The sequence below is a fragment of the Paenibacillus terricola genome (genome assembly GCF_014779765.1).
Classification (GTDB): Bacteria; Bacillota; Bacilli; order Paenibacillales; family Paenibacillaceae; genus Paenibacillus_T; species Paenibacillus_T terricola.
In genome coordinates this window covers 65,464-84,292 of record NZ_JACXZA010000005.1, presented here as the reverse complement: position 1 = coordinate 84,292, position 18,829 = coordinate 65,464, and the positions used below count along the sequence as shown (strand labels likewise).

Sequence of the window (18,829 nt, the reverse complement as noted above, 5' to 3'; positions counted from 1 at the left end):
TTATTTTTACTTCAGCGTGTATGGAAGCTTGAACTGCCACAGCTCCGTACCGTTCGCTTCGGACGTGCTGTCGATGCCGAAGTCGTTATCGTTCACGATCGTCAGCGTGTCGCCATTCGTGAGCGTTACGCCTTCGATTTTCTCATAAGGGAATTTGAAGTCGACGGAATCAAGTACCGTACGTTTGGATACCGGTTTAATGTCGTTTGCCTTCAGATCTGCAACGGTCATTTGCTCCAGCGTTTTGCCTGCTGCCTTGTCGTCGTCGTATTTGCCAAGAACGTTCGTTGCGTTCGACAGATCAACGGCATAGATGCGCTTCAGCTGTGCTTTGTCGCCAGCAAACTTGTCGCGCTCATCGATAAGCAGCGTGTGGTCATTGACAACGACGAGGTCGGATACGACAATATCGCCTTGTACGAGGCCATTGAATTGCGAAGCGTCCTCCAATTGATAGACGTATTCAGCAACTGGCTTCAGCGTCGACAGGTCGAACTTGATAATGCGAACTTGGCGCGAGTTATCCATTGCTTTGTCCGGATTGCGGAGCGCATTTTGCATAGCCATGAACATATATTTGCCGTCTTGCGTAACGCCTACAGCTTCAGCGCCACGGTTCTGACGCAGCTTGTTGTACACGGCTGGCAGCGTCTCGCGTGCAGGCACGAGCGGCGTTGCCGCTTGCGAAGCCCAACCTTGCGGCACGATGCGCTCGATGAGCGTACCGTCACGTTTCACGTGAACGATCGAAGGACCGTACTCGTCGGAAATCCAGAACGTGTCGTCTTGTGCGTTGTATGCAAGACCTTCGATATCGAGACCGTATGGATCGTATTCGAGCTCTTTTTCGCCTTTTGCATCATAAGGTGCTTCGTCGCGGCCTTTGATGTTGGGCAGGCCCGTGATATTAGCTTTTTTCGTTACAGGATCAATGCCATTAACCTTCAGCGGGAACTGGTCAATGATGTTGATCGTGCCGTCTGCGATTTGGATCTTATAGATCGTTGGCGTGTAGTCGGCCAGCGGGAACGTACGCACCGTTTTGCCATTCACGTCTACTTGTCCGTTAGGTCCGCGGTCTGCCGTCGTATAGAACACGTTGTCAGGATCGCCTGGAATATGCGTCAGCGAGGAGCCGACACCCATTTTGATACCTTTAGCGATGTCCGGATCTTTCAGTGCATATTTGCCGATCAACGTTGGTTTGTCCGTCAGCGCAACGCCTTGGTTAAACGCATCATAATCAACGTATTTGCCGGATGCTTCGCTCAGCGCACGTACCGGCACGTACAGGCGGCCGTCAATGTTGACCGGCGTCTCGGACATCGAAACAGCTTGTCCGTTGTTCGAGAATTTGAAGCCTAATGCTGGCGTACCGTTAATAACGGCTGCCGATGCGAATCCAATGCCTGCTGTCAGGAACAGACCTGTTGCCGTTGTAATGACCCATTTCTTGTTCATTGTATAGAGCTCCTTTGTCGGACGGTAGAATATGCTGCTAGATTTGCTTCACTAGTTATACCGATAATCGATTATCTGTACATTATCTGGATGTGTAGTTTATGTAAAAGCGCTGTTGCCGTAATGGTATAAAAGGAAAGACCGCCACATTGGGCGGTCTATTCTTATCATGTATTAATACCTCTTTTTAGACCTTAACCCTAGACCGCTAATAGAACCAAACGTCCAGATGAAAGCAATCGTAAATATGATTTTTACTTGCACATCCTCGTGGAATACCATAATGCTGCCGAATAAAAACACACCTGCTATTACTTGAAGAACCTCTATATATCTCCGGAGTAATATAGGGACTATAAAACAAACGATACAAGCAAGAAAAATAAATGGTTCAATTGCCATTATGTCATCTCCTATTGATATGCTTCATCCATGATCTTCCAAAATTGAGTATAACGCTAGGAAATATTTTATGTAAGGGAATAATAGGTTTTCCAGAAACGAATCATCATCAGCTATTGCACTGAATGCTAAAACGGAATGTGGTTTGGTCACGATACAGACTGAGTAATAGAATAATAGTATAATCTCTTGTTATAAAATAGAGCGCCCGGTGTACACCGCCAGGCGCCTTCTGCTTTAAGTTACCAGACTTTAAACATCCCTTTGCGATGATGAGGGTGCGTATGCTTGCTCTTCTTAAACACGGTAATGTTCTTCTTCACTGCTTCTTGCCCGCCTTGCTCGTCATTCCTCTTGCCCGCGATGCCGCTGCGTCCGTTGCCGTTAGCGAAGTTGGCCTTCTTATTGGATGTGCGTCCAAGAATTGCGTTTTGTCCGCCTTGGTTTGCATTTTGACCGACATTCTTCAGAATTTGTCCGCCGCCCTCTGCACGCTGATTGATGATGGGTCCGTTGAAAATAAAGATGTTGATCGTCGACCTGCGTTTGCGTCCAGCCAGACCCCGCAGCGCCTCAAAGCCCCCAGGGCCAAATCCATATGCCATCTTGGTCGCATCAATCCTTTCATTCTCTTATACTCGTAACATATGAATCTATGATAGTTGGAGCGCATAGGTTTGCCCCGTACGATTCATCCATTTTGCTTCGACAAGGCTCGTCATCTTGCCCTATTGACATGAAAAATTAGGTTATGGTATATAAAAGGAAGTGCTTTGGCACTCTCGATGTGGGAGTGCTAACAATACGCATGAGCCATTGCTCGGAAGGAGATTGAATCATGTCCAAAATCGCATTCAAAGCAGAATCCAAGCGTTTGCTCGAAATGATGATCAACTCGATCTATACCCAGCGTGAAATTTTTCTGCGGGAGCTGATCTCGAACGCCAGCGATGCTATCGATAAAATTTACTACAAGGCGCTGACAGATGACAGTCTCGTCTTCAACAAGGATAATTATTTCATCAAAATAACGGCGGATAAGTCCAGCCGTACGCTGACCATTACCGACACCGGCATCGGCATGACGCGGGAAGAACTCGAGAACAACCTCGGCGTCATCGCGAAGAGCGGATCGCTTGCGTTCAAGCAGGAGAATGAAGCGAAGGAAGGCCATAACATTATCGGCCAGTTCGGCGTTGGCTTCTATTCCGCATTCATGGTGGCTGACAAGGTCGTTGTGACGAGCCGCGCGCTTGGCAGCAGCGAAGCATACCGCTGGGAATCCGAAGGCGCGGAAGGTTACACGATTGAGCCGGCTGCGAAGGAAGAGATCGGTACCGAGATCGTCATGACGATCAAGCCGAACACTGAGGATGACCAATATGATGAGTTCCTCGAGCCATACCGCCTGAAGGCGATCGTGAAGAAGTACTCCGACTTCATCCGCTACCCGATCAAGATGGACTTCGAGACGCAGAAGCCGAAGGAAGGCGCGGACAACGAATTCGATCAAGTGATCGAGGAGCAGACGGTCAACAGCATGGTGCCGATCTGGCGCAAGAACAAAAGCGAGCTGACCGACGCGGACTACGAGAACTTCTACTTCGAGAAGCGCTACGGTTTCGACAAGCCAATCAAACATATTCATATCAGCGCGGACGGCGCTGTTGTCTATAATGCGATTCTGTTCATTCCAGAGCGTACGCCTTTCGATTATTACACAAAGGAATACGAGAAGGGGCTGGAGCTGTACTCGAACGGCGTCCTCATTATGGACAAATGCGCGGACCTGCTGCCAGACTACTTCAGCTTCGTCAAAGGGATGGTCGACTCCGAGGATCTGTCGCTTAACATCTCCCGCGAGCTGCTGCAGCATGACCGCCAGCTGAAGCTGATCGCGAAGAACATTAAGAACAAAATCAAATCTTCGCTAATCAGCCTGCTGAAGGACGAGCGCGAGCAGTACGAGCAGTTCTACGAATCGTTCGGCCGCCAGCTGAAGTTCGGCGTATATGGCGACTACGGCATGCACAAGGATGATCTGCAGGATCTGCTGCTGTTCTACTCCTCCACGGAGAAGAAGCTTGTATCATTGGATGAGTATGTGTCGAGAATGCCGGAAGACCAGAAGTTCATCTACTATGCAACCGGCGGCTCGATCGATCGAATCGAGAAGCTGCCGCAGACGGAAATTGTCGCGGATAAGGGCTACGAGATGCTCTACTTCACCGACGACATCGACGAGTTTGCGATCAAAGCGCTGAACACGTACAAGGACAAATCGTTCAAGTCCGTGTCGAGCGGCGATCTGGGCATTGAAGCGGATGAGAAGGATAAGGCAGATGATGCTGAAGAGAACGGCACGAAAGAGCTGTTCGAAGGCATGAAAGCCATTCTTGAGGGCAAAGTGAAGAGCGTTAAAGCATCGAAGCGCTTGAAGTCTCACCCGGTCTGCTTGTCCGCTGAGGGCGAAGTATCGATCGAGATGGAGAAAATCTTGAAGGCGATGCCGAACGGTCAAGACGTACAGGCCGACAAGGTGCTCGAGATCAACGTGAACCATGAGGTGTTCAATACGTTGAAATCGGCGCAAGCGGCCGATCCTGAGAAGCTGAAGCTGTACACGAACCTGTTGTACAACCAAGCGCTGCTCATCGAAGGCCTCCCGATCCAAGATCCAGTGGCGTTCACGAACGATATTTGCAAGGTTATGGTGTAACATCGATGTTTCGAAGTCTCTAATAGAAGCGCATCCCATCATCTGATTGATGATGAGATGCGCTTTATTTGTTATTCCATTCACAGCACACTATCCATAGCAAAATGCTGCATTTACTCAAACCATTCATCAATGGGCGGTGACTGGTGAACATATACGAACAATGTTGCGGACGCTAGACCGTATCTAGACACATTGAACAATAGCTTTGCCGCGAAGGGGCAAGAGCGGGCGCACGGTCCATATTATCAAAGCTGCGTCCTTATGAGGAGTCCAGAGGTCACACGACCTTTGGGGCCCTCCCTTGCAGGGAGGGTTTGGGTGGGTAGAAATCCTGAGGGTTTGGGTGGGTAGAAAAAAGCTCTTATAAGGGTTTCGGATTTAGAATAGTGTCGGAATCGGAGGACAAGAGCTCGCATTAATAAGACGCGGATCAAATCCGTAGAACGTCCAGAACGCCCCGTTCCAACGGTAGCCGGTTACTGCTCCGGATTGAACGCTTATAGGGTAGTACCAGAAGCTATCCCCATTCCACAGCCAGACATAAGTAATGTTCTGAAGACAGTCAACAATGTAGGATACATTCGGCTTTGGTGGAATAATGGCTGGAGGAGGAGGCAAAGGGACGGTTGATCCCGGAACGCCTGATGGCATGAAACTCATGGTATGCACTCCTTTAGGTTGTTCTAGCTTTCAATACGGGATGTCTTGCTTGTGAATCATACGTAGGTGAATGCCATGTTGATTGTATGCTTGCCCAGTAAAGATAAATTCCCAATACAACAAGCCCGACCGTCTCCGAGTGGAGACATGGTCGGGCTTTTGCCATTGCTGTTCCATAAGCAGTGGACTGCTGCCGAATAATTACAGCGCTCAAGTGGGAAACTATCGACTGCCTCGCCGCATTTTTCCAGTACCATTACGACGACTTTACCGGTTTATCGGACTTGTGCTTCTTCATTTTGAACCGTTCCTTAATGACGCTCCAGTTCATGAGGAGCCACACGATGACGGGGGCTAGGAAATTCAGGCCAAGGACGATATAGACAACGGTCCACAAAAACCACTGCGTGTTGAGCAGCTTCTGATAGAACCACGAGTGATACAGATCCATAACAAGCAGCTCCTTTCCAATTGCACGTTATTGTGAACCAGCGGCAAGCTGCCTATACCACCAAACAACGTGGAAGTGAGGGATGGAGGATGCCAGAGAACGATCAAGCAAAGGATGGCAAGCCGCAAGACGATATGCAAAGGCTGTTGGAACAGCCGATTCAGCCCCAATTGTCGGATAACGTCACTGCGGTAGATGAGGTAATGGGGGAAAGCGTAGATCTATTGAAGCGTGACTTCCTGTTATGCGGCAACCCTGACTATCCAGGCATCCTCTATTTCCTTGACGGGATGGCTGATGCCTCGATTGTGGACACCGTGCTTAAAGCGCTCATTACATACGGCAGCGAGCGAAATCTGGACCCTGCGAAACTGTCGACAGCGGACATGTTGCGCACCAGCTTGATGATTAATGCTTCCGTGAAAACCTTCGATACGGTAGCGGAAGGCATCTCCGCGCTAGTTGCGGGCGACACGCTGATGTTCGTCAATGGTCTTAAGCAAGGCGTGTTGATCTGTTCAAGAGGTTGGAAGGATCGTGGCGTAGAAGAGCCTTCGTCAGAAAATAACGTTCGCGGTCCGCGCGACGGCTTCACGGAGACCATCCGTACGAATACAGCGAATGTACGGCGAAGAATTCGCGATCCGCATCTTCGAATTGATCCGATGGTGATCGGCAAGCGAACACAGACGGACATTAACATCGCTTATATCAATAATTTAGTTAAGCCAGGACTGGTTGACGAAGTGAAGAAAAGGCTTGGCGGCATAAAGATCGACGCGATCTTGGAGAGCGGCTACATCGAGGAATTAATTGAAGACGCTCCCTTGTCGCCGTTCAACACGGTTCAAAGCACGGAACGGCCGGACAAAGCGGCGTCCGCGCTGCTTGAGGGACGCGTCGTTATTTTTATCGATAATACGCCCGTGGTACTGATCGTTCCGACCTTCTTCTGGCAGTTCATTCAAGCGCCTGATGATTACTACAACCGCTACTGGGTCGGCTCGTTCTTCCGCATCGTGCGGTACTGCGCCTTCCTGATCAGCTTGCTGCTGCCATCGATCTACGTCATGCTGGTATCTTTCCATCACGAGATGATCCCGACGCAGCTCGCACTCACCATCGCGTCAGGACGCGAAGTCGTTCCGTTCCCGGTGTTACTGGAAGCACTCATCATGGAGCTGGCCTTCGAGCTAATGCGCGAAGCGGGCCTTCGCATGCCGAAGCCGATCGGTCAAGCAGTCAGTATCGTAGGCTCTCTCATTATCGGGCAGGCAGCCGTTCAGGCAGGACTCGTCTCGCCGTTCATGGTTATCGTTGTGGCGATCACAGGCATATCCTCTTTCGCCATCCCGAGCTATTCGTCGTCGCTTGCGCTGCGCATGTTCCGTTTTCCGATTCTGATTGCTTCGGGAACGATGGGGTTGCTCGGCTTTGCATCAACCTTCTTCGCATTGCTGCTGCACGCGCTGTCGATTCGCTCTTTCGGCGAGCCTTATTTGACGCCGCTCAGTCCATTCCGCCCATCGGATCAACGGGACACGATGCTGCGGGCGCCGATGTGGATGCTGAATTCAAGGCCGGGGTTTGCTCAGGATCATGATCGAATGGGGCATGACCAGATGCCGGCACCACCGAAAAAGGATGGATCCCAATGAAACGTATATTGTGCTGCATGCTGCTGATCGTTCTCACTGTCCCGCTGCTTACGTCTTGTATGGGACTTCGGCAAATTAATGAATTGGCAATGGTCGCAGCCGTAGGTCTTGACCTAGGAGAGAAACCAGGAACGGTCCGGCTGTCTGCACAGATTATCCGGCCAGCGGATGCGCGCGGACAGACGGGCGCCCCTTCAGGCGGTACAGGGGAGCCGATCTACTCGATTAGTACGGAAGGATCCAGCATTTTTGATGCGATCCGCAATATGGGGCAGATCTCTTCTCGCCGCGTCTATTGGGCGCATAATTTCCTTATTGTCATGAGCGAGCAGTATGCACGCAAAGGGATCGATGATATGGTCGATTTCTTCACGCGCAACCATGAGCTGCGAATGAATACATGGGTAGCTGTCACTTCGGACAAGCCTGATGAAGTCATCTCGACGGTAACGGGACTAGAGGTCGTGCCCGGCGAGGCGGTAGACCGTCTGTTCCGCGATCATCGAATTGCAGGCCGCGCGCCAGGCACGAATATGATGTCGCTGGAAGAGAGTTACTTGAGCGACTCGACAGAGCCGGTTATTGCGAGGGTATCACTGCAGCCAAGGGGGGTCTCTAATAAAAAACCTGGCGAACATGGCTCGATTAAACAAGTAGAGCTGAAAGGGGCTGCCGCTTTCAAACATGGCCAGATGGTCGGGTGGCTGACGGCGGACGATGCACGCGGCGTACTCTTCTTCCTCGAACGGCTGGACAAGGGAATTGAGGTCATTTCTTGTCCTGATTCCGATACGAACATGATTACACTGGAGTTCAATGGGGCTAAGCTGAAGGTGATGCCGGCGTATGCCCAGGGTCGACCGAAGTTCGATGTTCATCTGACAGCCAAGGCGGATATTGTCGAGAACGGCTGCAGCCAGTCTACCAGCCAACTGCGTAAGGATGCAGATGAAGGACTCGATCAAGAACTGACGCAAACCCTGGAAGGTGTTATCGATAAGGCGCAGCATAAGTACCGTACTGATTTTCTGAAGATGGGTGATGTATTCCGCAATAAGTATCCCGCAGAGTGGAAGAAGTTGAAGAAAGATTGGGATGAGGCCTTCGCGGAGGCCGAAATAACGGTACAAGTGGAGACGACCGTCAAATCCGGGGTGGTCAAAGCGACAAGAGAGGGGATTAAGTAATGAAGATTCAGATTTCAAACGGGATGTTCATTGCGATGATCCTTAACATAATGTATGCCAAGGCGATTGGGGTTACGCAAGGTGTGCTGGCGCGTACGGTTGGCCAAGATATGTGGCTGGCTACGCTGCTCGGTACAATAGAAGGAATCGTCATGATGTACTTGACCTATCTTGTAATCCGGCGGACACCGGATAAGGACTATATCCAGCTAGGCCAATTGCTGTTAGGCCGTTGGTTCAGCAGTTTGGTGGCGCTCGTTATATTCGCTTTCTTCATTGTGGCATTCGGACCCGTTATGATTACGTTTGTTTATCATTTGCGTGATTATTTCTTGCCGGACGCGCCGCTGTGGATCTTCGTTGTCACATCGCTAATCGTGGGTACAATCGGCTGTTACTATGGGCTTGAGGTCATGGGGCGCATTGCAGTAATCGGGTTATTGTTTATGTTCGCGCTGAATGTGCTGATTACGATTGGCTCTATGCAGGAATTCGATATTCGGAACCTGCTGCCGATTATGGAATCCGGTGCGCCGAAGACAGCTAAGGCCAGCATTCACTATTTGTCAGACTGTGCAATGGCGACGATGATGGCGACATTGGTTCTTCCAGTGGTGAAGAAGGTGGATCAAGGTCACGGCAGATTCGGTGTGTTCGGCATTATGGGGAGCGGCATGATGATCATTATATGGGCCATTCTGGAGGGGGCTGTGCTGTCCTCAGAGGTGACGAGCCAATATACGTTGTCTTGCATGAAGCTGGCGCGCAACGCTCATATGGGCAACTTCCTTCAACGGTACGAAATGATCATGATCGCATTGTATTCGCTGCCGGCTTTATTCGAGGTCATGTTCTGCATCTACGGCACGTCGGTGTGCATGTCCCGCATCTTCGGCATCAAGAGCAATAGGCCAATGATTATCCCTTGCTGCATTATGCTTGGCGTATTCGGATATTGGATCATTAAGGATCACTTCCGGGCGCTTGATTTTCTCGAAAATTATTGGCCGTTCATTGCGCTGCCAGTCGCCATTGGACTGCCGCTTGTCATGATACTTTTGCGTAAAATGCTTGGTTACAAGCTGCAGAAGAAGTCTGCGTAAAGGAGCGCTCCCCCTCGTAATTGTGCTATGATCGAAGTAATAGACGTCGTAACAGGCATAAGAGAGAGGGAGATACGATGGCATTGCTGCTGTTCGTTGCAGGAGGTGCCGGCGCTGGCAAAACAACGCTGGCCCGGGCGCTTGCGCGCCGCTGCCGTATGGCATTGCTTGATATGGATACGCTGCTTCGGCCTGCGGCTGAAGCGATTATGACCGGAGCGGGGCTCGATCCAAGCGACCGCGATTCGGCTGAATATAAGCGGTTGTGCCGCGATCTTGGCTACCGGATTACGATGGACGCTGCGCTTGATCTCTTAAGCAATGGCCAGGACGCGATTGTTATCGGGCCATTCACACGCGAGCTGGAGGATCCGGCCTGGCTGGAAGGAGAGCTTGCGAAGCTGGAGGGTGGAGGCGCATTCCCGCAAGCGCTTGAACCTGTCGAAGTGAAGGTGCTGCTCGTCCAGCTTCCAAGTTCGGAGCAGTATTATGAACGCATTCGAACGCGCGGCTCGGAGCTGGATCAATGGAAGCTGGACCATTGGGAGACGTTCAGTCGATCGCTCGTTCGACGCGAGGTGCGCTGGCCGCTGCCGGAAGGCGCTGTGCTCGATTGGGACAATTCGGCGCCGCTGACGGAGGATCGGCTCATGCTGCTTGAGCAGTTCGTGTACGGAGATGACAAGAAGGCCGGTGCATTGCGATGAGCATGCAGCTGACGCAGCGTTCCATTCAACAATTGTGCGGAACGCTTGCCTATAAGAAGGGTGAAGCCTTCCGCCGAGCGGGCAAAGTCACCTTCACGACAGCCGAGCCGCTGCAGTCGCGCTATGAAGCGGTTGTGCAGGGAACGGAACCGTTTATCGTGACCGTGATGATGGATGCGGGTGGCGAACTCCAGACGACTTGCACTTGTCCATCGCTGTCTTCTTATAAGGGCGGCTGCAGCCATGTGGCTGCGGTGCTGATGGATATCCAGCTGCACGAGGCGGCGGAAGGGAAACGCCCGCCAGGTTATGGTGCGGAAGCGGTGGCGAGTGCAAGTGTTGGCAAGCAGCTCGCGGTTGATTCGGTGGATACCGATGCATATGGGGGAGCCGCTGGCCCGCTGAAGGTACTCGGCCGTGCACGTGATACCCAGCAAACAGGCGACGATTCGCGCCTGATGGGCGAGCTCCTTGAGCTGTTCGGCGGAAAGCCTCAACGGCCAAGCGGCACGCGATCGCAGTTCGATACGAGGGAGCCGCTCACAGTCGAGATGACGGTTAGTCCATTCCAAGACCGGATCGGAAGGCTGCTGCTTGGCATCGAGCTGAGGAGTGGTCCGGAGCCGAAGCGGCTGTATGTGGTGCAGAAGCTCCATGCGTTCCTTGAGGCGGTCGAGCGGCGAGAGTCGTATGCGTTCCAGAAATATTTTACCTATGATCCAGAGGTTCATCGGTTTCCGCAGCAGGAGGATGCGGTTGTACAAGCGCTCATTCGCATTGTTCGGGATGAACGACTGTATCGGACCTCAGTAGATGGGTTCGCCCAAGCGGCGCAGGCTGCGGGAGACCGTATGTTGTTCATTCCGCCGGCGGCGTGGGGAGCGCTGCTGCCGCTGCTGTCGGATGTGCCGAATGCTCTTCTGTCCTATGGCGGTCAAGCCTATGAAGGGATCGCGCTGACGGATGAGCCGCTGCCGCTTCGGTTTGAGTTTAAGATGGAGGAACAGACAGAGGCTGCTGCACAAGCTTCTGCTTCTTCTGCCTACATGCTGCAGGTTGAAGGGCTGGAACGTATCGCAGTTCTGCCTTCGTACGGTTTAGCTATTGCCGATGGGAAGCTGCTTGGACTATCCGAAGCGCAAAGCGTCAGGCTGACGGAAGTGCAGCGGCTGTTAAGTCAGACGAGCGGTCACCGGTTCAGAATTGCGCAGGAGCAGATGGAGCCATTCATGGAACGGGTGGTGCCAGGCTTGATGGAGCTCGGCCACGTCCATATGGCGAAGAACGTATCGGAGCGCGTTGTACACACGCCGCTGAAGGCGAAGCTGTATCTGGACCGTGTGCGTGAACGGCTGCTGGCTGCGCTTGAGTTCCATTATGGCGATCTAGTCGTCAATCCGCTTGAACCTGCCAGCCAGCGTAAGGCGGATGATCGGATCCTGATGCGAGACGGCGAGCGAGAGGAGCGGATCTTAGCGCTCATGGCGAGAGCGGACTTCATCGAGACCGAAGGCGGGTATTTGATGAGCGGCGACGATGCGGAATATGAGTTCCTCTATCATATTGTGCCAGAGCTTGAGAAGCTGCTGGACGTCTATGCGACGTCCGCGGTGAAGGTGCGAATTCATGTTGGCGCAGAGACGCCGACGGTGAGAGCGGAGATCGACGAACGTACCGATTGGCTGGAGTTCAAGTTCGATCTGGGCGGCATTCCGGAGCGGGACATTCGGAAAGTGATAAAGGCGGTAGAAGAGAAACGGCGATTCTACCGGCTGCCTAACGGCGCGCTGCTGCCGCTTGAGAGCGAGGAGATGGAAGAGATATCCCGCCTTATGAATCTGCTTGGCGTGCGGCATGCGGATCTGATCGGCAGCGGATTCAAGCTGCCGGCGGTGCGCGGCCTTCGGTTGATCGATGCCGATCAAGAGAGCCGCACGGTGAGGCTTGGCCGCTCGCTTCGCCAGCTGCTGCACAATCTGCGCCAGCCGGACAGCTTGAACTTCCCGGTGCCCGAAGCGCTTGATGCTGTGCTGCGCGACTATCAGCAGGTCGGATACCAATGGCTGAAGACGCTGGCGCACTATCGATTCGGCGGCATTCTGGCGGATGACATGGGACTGGGCAAGACCGTCCAGAGCATTGCTTTCCTGCTATCGGTGCTGCCCGAAATCCGCGAACAAGGTCAACCTGCGCTAATTGTGTGCCCGGCATCGCTGCTGTATAACTGGCAGCAGGAGCTGACGCGGTTCGCGCCCTCGATCCGCTCCGTCATTATTAGCGGTGGACCAGCAGAGCGTGATCGTCTGCTGCAAGGTGAAACGGACGTCATCATTACGTCCTACCCGCTGCTGCGCCGCGATATTAAGACGTATGCGAAGCGGTCGTTCCATACGCTCATCTTGGATGAGGCGCAGTACTTCAAGAACTATGCGACCCAGACTGCGCAGTCGGTTAAAGCGCTGCAGTCCAAATATCGCTTCGCGCTGACGGGTACGCCGATCGAGAATCGATTAGAGGAGCTGTGGTCGATCTTCGATGCGGTATTCCCGGACTTGTTCCCAAGCCGTCAGCGATTCCATGAGCTGACGCGCGAGACCGTCGCGAAGCGGTCGAAGCCATTCCTGCTGCGCCGGCTGAAGCGCGATGTACTGAAGGAGCTGCCGGATGCGATCGAGACGCTGCAGTCATCGGATCTGCTGCCAGACCAGAAGAAGCTGTATACGGCTTATCTGGCGAAGCTGCAGGCGGAGACGCTGAAGCATCTTGACGATCCGAATGATTGGGATCAGCATCGGATTCGGATTCTGGCAGGCCTCACGAGACTTCGTCAGATCTGCTGCCATCCGGCGTTGTTCGTCGAGGACTACCGAGGCGGCTCCTCCAAGCTGGAGCAGTTGCTCGACATTATCGAGGACTGCCGAAGCGCAGGCAAGCGAATGCTCGTCTTCTCGCAATTCACGAGCATGCTGGAGATTATTCGCCGAGAGCTTGGCGTTCGAGGCGTGCCGATGTTCTCGCTCGACGGCAGCACGCCGCCGAAGGAGCGGGCGGAGCTGTGCAACCGCTTCAACAGCGGCGAGCGGGACGTTTTCCTCATTTCACTCAAAGCAGGCGGTACGGGGCTCAACCTGACGGGGGCAGACACTGTTATTTTGTACGATCTGTGGTGGAATCCGGCTGTAGAGCAGCAGGCTGCCGACCGAGCGCATCGGATCGGCCAGCGGAATGTGGTGCAGGTCATACGTCTCGTCGCCAAGGGCACCGTCGAGGACAAAATGTTCGAGCTGCAGCAGCGCAAGAAGCGGCTGATCGACGAGGTCATCCAGCCGGGGCACGAGTCGATTGCCTCACTGACGGCAGAAGAGATCAAGGAAATTTTGATGCTTAAATAATGGATGGCCTTGAAGCGAAAGTCCGGTTGTACCGCTGAAAGCGAGCGGTGCATTCGGGCTTTTTTATGCGCTCTTATGCAAGCGGCGTGTTCACTCGGCGGACACAATTTGTTACTTTATTTTATTTTTATATAAAAATACCAAAAAGGTCATTGCAAATTTCCACGTGAAAAAGTAGACTCGTAGGGAGAAAATTTCCTTTACCTAACAGAAAATGAATTTGTTAGGTTGTGATTGCTGGCGTCGCTTTGGAGGATCTTTTCTTTTGATATAAGCAAGACCATAGAGAGAAAGAGAGATTGGAATAGGAGAAGAAGAGAGGGATTTGAAGATGAAATTATCCAAATGGCTGAGCTTTAGCTTAGCAATCGTACTGTTGGCGACTTTTATGCCGATTGCAGCCGCAGCAGCTGCTGCAGGTGTGCCTGGAACGCCGGTCGTGTCCCACAATAACTGGGACGGAGACGGGAACTACACGATTACAACGAATCTGTGGTATGGAGACAACGGAACGACGTTGGAATTGTATGAAAACGGCACACTGATCGATACGCAGACGCTAGTCGACCAAACGCCTGGCGCGCAGTCGGCATCAAAGGCAATTAGCGGCAAAATTAACGGCACTTACACTTATGTGGCAAAGCTGATCAACGCATACGGTTCGACTTCGAGCCAACCGGTAACGGTTTCGGTCACGGACGGCGCTCAACCGGGCGTTGCAGTGACGAATTTCGCCGCGAATGAAACGATCTCGTATTCGTTCCCGCTTATCCGCGGCAATTTGGTCGATACCAGCGCGACGACCGTCACGTTGACCAATACATCCTCGAGCCGTTCGACTAATGTCATTCAAGGCATGGCCTATCAAGGCGAATTCAAAGTATTCGCAGATCTCGTGCCAGGCGTGAACAATCTCGTTATTCAGAACGGCACGGAGCAGACGACGATTACGTTGAACTATGTGCCTCCGATTTCGAAGCCGTTAACGCGCATTTTCTGGTATGTGCCAAGCGGCGGCAACACCGATTATCAAACGATGCTGCCGAACGATCCGCAGAACTACGCTGCGAAGCTCAGCACGTACATGAAGGTTCTGCAGTCGCTGACGGCCGATTCCATGAAGGCCAACGGCTACGGCCGCGAAACGTTCAACCTGGAAATCAACAACACGACGGGCAAAGTCGACGTGCATGTGCTGGAGAGCGAGCACCCGACCTCATATTACTATAACCAAACGTATGATAAGAGCGAGCTCTACTCTGAAGTCGCTAACCTCGTTCCGCAACAGTACCCGCAGCCGGGTACGAAAAACTTGGCGTTCGTCGGCTTCTCCAAGTATGACGCAGCTTCCAACTATATGTACGCGCATACCGCGCTCGGCGGCGGCGATTACGGAGTGTTCGGCGGCGCGACGGTATGGTTGTTCCCGAATGACGAGACGGAAGTGCAGAGTCAATTCGCCAACCTGAGTCCGGTCGATTCCGATTTCGTCGGCGAGCCTGCATCGACGGTGCAGAAGGCGCTGTCGATCGGCTATGGCGCTGCGGCGCATGAGCTTGGCCATGCATTCGGCCTGCCGCACGAAGGCGACGGCAATTCGATCATGTGGCGCGGGTTCGATTATTTGCACCGGTTGTTCGTTCTACAGGATCCGGACGGCTACGTTTTCGGCGAGAGCGAGCTGCCGGGCTGGGCTTCCGTCAGCGCCGTTACACTGCATGCAAGTCCGTTCTTTACGGAATACAACATTCCAAGAGGACTGACGACGAGCGGCACGGTGTCGGTCAGCAATAGCAACAGCCCTGCCGCCGAGCAGAAGGACAATGCGTTCGACGGCAATGTCGCATCCAAATGGCTGGTGTTCGATAATGCGCCATCGATTCAATATGAGTTCCCTGGCACATCGACTTATGCGGTGAATAAGTACGCGATTACGTCCGCGAACGATTATGAGGATCGCGATCCGCTCTCGTGGACGGTGTCCGGTTCTAACGACGGCGTGAATTGGAGCATACTCGATACGCGATCCAATGAGGATTTTGCAGACCGCTATCAAACGAACACGTATACGTTCAGCAATGCGACGGCTTATAAGTATTATAAATTCGAGCTGATCGGAAACGGCGGCGGCGTTGTGCAACTGGCGGAAATTCATTTGTACGACTAACGAATAGCGTTCTGGTTTGCAGGGCATTAGCCAGCGATGCTTATTAAGCTTTGATTGTAGCTCGTCCCTGGCGGACGGGCTTTTTTTTATCCAAAATGCGGTTAACGATGCGATTGGTCCATCCATGCTCCTATTGTTCGGCAAGTCTGTTATAATGGGTAGATGAATAGCACGCATACGGAATGGGGCTCTCTCATTGAAAACATTCAAGAAAGTGTATATCGAAATTACGAGCGTATGCAATCTGTCCTGCACGTTCTGCCCGCCGACGGCCCGCGCGAAGGGGTTCATCAAGCAGGAGACGTTCGAACACGTGCTCGATCAGATCAAGCCGCATACGAACCATATTTATTTGCATGTGAAGGGCGAGCCGCTGCTGCATCCGAAGATTGACCTGCTGCTCGACGCCGCGCATGAGAAGGGCTTTAAGGTCAACATTACGACGAATGGCACGCTGATTACGAAAAATAAAGCGAAGCTGCTCGGCAAACCAGCGCTTCGCCAAATGAATTTCTCGCTGCACAGCTTCGACGGTCATATCGGCTCGGAGAACCGCGACGGCTATCTCCGAGAGATTCTCGACTTCGTTCGAGAGGCATCCGAGCACAACGTGCTGTTCTCTTTCCGTCTGTGGAATTTGACGCAGGACAACATGACGAATGCAGAGCGAAGCCGCAACCGTGAGACGTTGTCGATACTTGAGCAAGAGTTCAATCTCGACTATCAGATCGAGGAACGTGTTGAACCTGGCAAAGGAATCCGCATCGCGAAGAACGTTTATATTAATCAAGATTACGAGTTCCAGTGGCCGAGTCTTGATGCGCCTGAGGACGATGGCCGAGGGTTCTGCCACGCCCTTCGTACTCAGGCGGCAGTGCTCGTGGATGGCACGGTTGTCCCATGCTGCCTCGATGGAGAAGGCGTCATCAACCTTGGCAATGTGCATGAAACGTCGTTCTCCGAGATTGTCGACGGCGAGCGCGCGAACAATCTTTATTATGGATTCTCGCGCCGTGAAGCGGTGGAGGAGTTGTGCCGCAAGTGCGGCTACCGTCAGCGGTTCGGTACGGGAGCTTAATTAGCGGTTAGTTGTAAACATGCAAAAAACCATCCTGCCTCGCAGAAGCGAGTTCAAGATGGTTTTTTGCTATTTTGCATTATTTTGCCGAAAGATAGTATGCCTACTTCTTCCGCGGAATGGTAAACGTCAGCTGCGTTTCTTCGTATGGCTCCATCAACTGACCATGCAGGAAGGTGAACGTGTCGCCTCTGCGGCCTAGTACAGTCAATTTGTCTCCAGGATAACCGTTATTGTAGGCAATGGCGTCGTTCATAATCTTCTGCTCATTGGCATCAAGCATAAGTTTGTACAGCTCGTACGTTTTCTTCTCCTTCAGGTCGATCAGCAGCAGCGTGCGTTTCGAATAAGAACGGACGAAGAGGACGTCATTGAAGTAATCTTCTACAACAAACTCGTCTTTCACACCGTAATCCGCAAGATTGTATTTGGCGCTTACTTGACCGGCAGTTGTGACGAATTCAACCGTTGAGCCGTTGATCATAACGAGTTGATCGTTGTACCGTTCAAGTCCCTCCAACCACAACCAGTTCGAATAGTGAACTGCTGCTTGATGCACAAGCTTGTCGCCGTTGATGATTAACTTCGTAATGTAAGTCGGTTCGGCATAACGGTCGAGCGCTTTGATCAGCAATTTATTGCTGTCACCCAGCGGTTCTAGTTCAAGGTACTGCGCGTGGCTGACGTCGGCGGTTGTCCGATCGATTCGTACGGCGCGCTGCCCGGCAGCGGCTTTATAGATGTCGCCATTCTCTTTGTCGACCCAGTAATAATCGATCCAGCTCGTGGCGAGTGCACGAGTCTTATATTGTACAGACAGCGTAGATGTTCTAGCGGTCCATGTCACTTGCGCTTTCATGAGTTGGGAGAGCAGTTGGGCGGGCAGATAGACGGTGCCATCCCGCTTGGCAGGCGCGGCTGCAAGTGCGACCTTGGTGCCGTTAACTGTCGCTGTTTTGCTCCCGAGCTTCATCTCAATATAACGCCATGGATTCGTGAAGGTAATCGTACCTTTCTTCGCATTATATTCTCGACGATACTCGATCAATAGGCTGGCGGCGTCATCCATGCCGATCCAGACTCTGCCGGGTTCGACAATAAGCGGATAGCTAAGTCCTCGTTCATTGCCGTTGAATTTGACCTGTTGAATCCACAGCTGTTGTTGCTGTTGCGTTGAGGTTGCGGCATGCACTTGTTGGGCTGCCGGAAGCGAAGCGGACAATAAGGCGATTACTGCCGTTATGGCGAGGATGGGTTTGCGAATCATTGCAGGTTTCAATTGAACACAACCTTTGCGATAGGATCTTTACGAGTACAACGACCGTTATTGGCAAAAGGTTGCAAGACGAAGAGGCGGCGCGAATGATCGCGCCGCCTCTTGGGACTAACCTGAGTGTCAAATTGCCTGAAGCGCAAACATGATCTCGGCTTCGCATGCAAGCTCGCCGTCTACAGTTGCCGTGCCTTTGCCTTTAATGATCTGACCTTTTGCTCGCGTAACCTCGAAGGTCAACGTAAGCTGGTCGCCGGGCTTGACCTGACGTTTGAAACGGCAGTTATCGATACCGGCCAGCAGTCCGATCATAGGAACGCCGGAGTCTGCATGGAAAGCTGCAATGCCGCCAACCTGAGCGAGTGCCTCAACAATCAGGACGCCTGGCATGACCGGATATTCGGGAAAATGCCCCGCGAAGTAAGGCTCGTTGATCGTTACATTCTTAATTCCGACAGCCTTCACGCCTGGTTCGAATGTATCGATACGATCGACAAGCAGAAACGGATAACGGTGCGGAATCATACGTTTGATTTCAACAATATCTAGCATGGACTGCCTCCTAATT

General features: G+C 52.4%; 14 protein-coding genes. 8 read left to right on the top strand and 6 right to left on the bottom strand.

Annotated features, from left to right (window positions below; all coding sequences use genetic code 11):
* Nucleotides 1-6 precede the first annotated feature (6 nt).
* Both H8B09_RS19390 and H8B09_RS19385 read right to left on the bottom strand, forming a co-directional pair.
* Nucleotides 7-1,461 carry an esterase-like activity of phytase family protein gene (locus tag H8B09_RS19390; RefSeq protein ID WP_191205234.1) on the bottom strand — a complete coding sequence of 485 codons (1,455 nt, stop codon included), beginning with the start codon at nucleotides 1,459-1,461 and terminating at the stop codon, nucleotides 7-9.
* Between the two features lie 644 nt (nucleotides 1,462-2,105).
* Complete coding sequence (locus tag H8B09_RS19385) at nucleotides 2,106-2,468, bottom strand: hypothetical protein (protein WP_191205233.1); 363 nt, start codon at nucleotides 2,466-2,468, stop codon at nucleotides 2,106-2,108.
* A gap of 233 nt (nucleotides 2,469-2,701) precedes the next feature.
* Here H8B09_RS19385 and htpG point away from each other — a divergent pair, with 233 nt between their 5' ends.
* A complete protein-coding gene (gene htpG / locus H8B09_RS19380) occupies nucleotides 2,702-4,582 on the top strand; it encodes a molecular chaperone HtpG (RefSeq protein WP_191205232.1) in 1,881 nt (626 codons plus the stop codon).
* A gap of 381 nt (nucleotides 4,583-4,963) precedes the next feature.
* Here htpG and H8B09_RS19375 read toward each other — a convergent pair whose 3' ends face one another.
* Both H8B09_RS19375 and H8B09_RS19370 read right to left on the bottom strand, forming a co-directional pair.
* Nucleotides 4,964-5,245, bottom strand: a complete 282-nt coding sequence (locus tag H8B09_RS19375; RefSeq protein ID WP_224753789.1) for a transporter — start codon at nucleotides 5,243-5,245, stop codon at nucleotides 4,964-4,966.
* Nucleotides 5,246-5,501: 256 nt separating this feature from the next.
* Nucleotides 5,502-5,696, bottom strand: coding sequence for a hypothetical protein (locus H8B09_RS19370; protein WP_191205231.1), 195 nt, complete (start codon nucleotides 5,694-5,696; stop codon nucleotides 5,502-5,504).
* Nucleotides 5,697-5,785: 89 nt separating this feature from the next.
* On the opposite strand from H8B09_RS19370, the gene H8B09_RS19365 reads away from it, so the two are divergent.
* From H8B09_RS19365 to H8B09_RS19335, 7 genes are all read left to right on the top strand, one after another.
* Nucleotides 5,786-7,354 carry a spore germination protein gene (locus tag H8B09_RS19365; protein WP_224753788.1) on the top strand — a complete coding sequence of 523 codons (1,569 nt, stop codon included), beginning with the start codon at nucleotides 5,786-5,788 and terminating at the stop codon, nucleotides 7,352-7,354.
* The gene (locus H8B09_RS19360) at nucleotides 7,351-8,541 is read left to right on the top strand and encodes a Ger(x)C family spore germination protein (protein ID WP_191205230.1); all 1,191 of its coding nucleotides are present in this window, start codon (nucleotides 7,351-7,353) and stop codon (nucleotides 8,539-8,541) included. Before H8B09_RS19365 ends, H8B09_RS19360 begins: the two co-directional genes overlap by 4 nt.
* The gene (locus H8B09_RS19355) at nucleotides 8,541-9,644 is read left to right on the top strand and encodes a GerAB/ArcD/ProY family transporter (RefSeq protein ID WP_191205229.1); all 1,104 of its coding nucleotides are present in this window, start codon (nucleotides 8,541-8,543) and stop codon (nucleotides 9,642-9,644) included. The genes H8B09_RS19360 and H8B09_RS19355 overlap by 1 nt, the downstream gene beginning before the upstream one ends.
* Before the next feature lie 77 nt (nucleotides 9,645-9,721).
* Nucleotides 9,722-10,351 (top strand): P-loop nucleotide/nucleoside kinase family protein, encoded by a 630-nt coding sequence (locus tag H8B09_RS19350; protein WP_191205228.1) that lies wholly within the window; start codon nucleotides 9,722-9,724, stop codon nucleotides 10,349-10,351.
* Entirely contained in the window at nucleotides 10,348-13,743 is a 3,396-nt protein-coding gene (locus H8B09_RS19345; protein ID WP_191205227.1) for a DEAD/DEAH box helicase, read from the top strand. The genes H8B09_RS19350 and H8B09_RS19345 overlap by 4 nt, the downstream gene beginning before the upstream one ends.
* Nucleotides 13,744-14,074: 331 nt before the next feature.
* Nucleotides 14,075-15,910, top strand: coding sequence for a discoidin domain-containing protein (locus H8B09_RS19340; RefSeq protein WP_191205226.1), 1,836 nt, complete (start codon nucleotides 14,075-14,077; stop codon nucleotides 15,908-15,910).
* A gap of 196 nt (nucleotides 15,911-16,106) precedes the next feature.
* On the top strand, nucleotides 16,107-16,988 hold the full coding sequence (locus H8B09_RS19335; protein WP_191205225.1) for a radical SAM/SPASM domain-containing protein: 882 nt from the start codon (nucleotides 16,107-16,109) through the stop codon (nucleotides 16,986-16,988).
* A gap of 103 nt (nucleotides 16,989-17,091) precedes the next feature.
* Here the strand turns inward: H8B09_RS19335 and H8B09_RS19330 are convergent, their stop codons facing one another.
* Complete coding sequence (locus tag H8B09_RS19330; RefSeq protein WP_224753787.1) at nucleotides 17,092-18,267, bottom strand: copper amine oxidase N-terminal domain-containing protein; 1,176 nt, start codon at nucleotides 18,265-18,267, stop codon at nucleotides 17,092-17,094.
* A gap of 117 nt (nucleotides 18,268-18,384) precedes the next feature.
* The gene (gene fabZ, locus H8B09_RS19325) at nucleotides 18,385-18,813 is read right to left on the bottom strand and encodes a 3-hydroxyacyl-ACP dehydratase FabZ (RefSeq protein WP_191205223.1); all 429 of its coding nucleotides are present in this window, start codon (nucleotides 18,811-18,813) and stop codon (nucleotides 18,385-18,387) included.
* Nucleotides 18,814-18,829: the final 16 nt, after the last annotated feature.

Excerpts from the sequence above, each read along its gene's own strand:
- H8B09_RS19375 (WP_224753789.1), bottom strand. The coding sequence starts at position 5,245 with ATGAGTTTCATGCCATCAGGCGTTCCGGGATCAACCGTCCCTTTGCCT.
- fabZ (WP_191205223.1), bottom strand. The coding sequence starts at position 18,813 with ATGCTAGATATTGTTGAAATCAAACGTATGATTCCGCACCGTTATCCG.
- H8B09_RS19355 (WP_191205229.1), top strand. The coding sequence starts at position 8,541 with ATGAAGATTCAGATTTCAAACGGGATGTTCATTGCGATGATCCTTAAC.
- H8B09_RS19370 (WP_191205231.1), bottom strand. The coding sequence starts at position 5,696 with ATGGATCTGTATCACTCGTGGTTCTATCAGAAGCTGCTCAACACGCAG.
- H8B09_RS19390 (WP_191205234.1), bottom strand. The coding sequence starts at position 1,461 with ATGAACAAGAAATGGGTCATTACAACGGCAACAGGTCTGTTCCTGACA.
- H8B09_RS19350 (WP_191205228.1), top strand. The coding sequence starts at position 9,722 with ATGGCATTGCTGCTGTTCGTTGCAGGAGGTGCCGGCGCTGGCAAAACA.
- H8B09_RS19365 (WP_224753788.1), top strand. The coding sequence starts at position 5,786 with ATGCCAGAGAACGATCAAGCAAAGGATGGCAAGCCGCAAGACGATATG.
- H8B09_RS19385 (WP_191205233.1), bottom strand. The coding sequence starts at position 2,468 with ATGGCATATGGATTTGGCCCTGGGGGCTTTGAGGCGCTGCGGGGTCTG.
- htpG (WP_191205232.1), top strand. The coding sequence starts at position 2,702 with ATGTCCAAAATCGCATTCAAAGCAGAATCCAAGCGTTTGCTCGAAATG.
- H8B09_RS19345 (WP_191205227.1), top strand. The coding sequence starts at position 10,348 with ATGAGCATGCAGCTGACGCAGCGTTCCATTCAACAATTGTGCGGAACG.
- H8B09_RS19360 (WP_191205230.1), top strand. The coding sequence starts at position 7,351 with ATGAAACGTATATTGTGCTGCATGCTGCTGATCGTTCTCACTGTCCCG.
- H8B09_RS19340 (WP_191205226.1), top strand. The coding sequence starts at position 14,075 with ATGAAATTATCCAAATGGCTGAGCTTTAGCTTAGCAATCGTACTGTTG.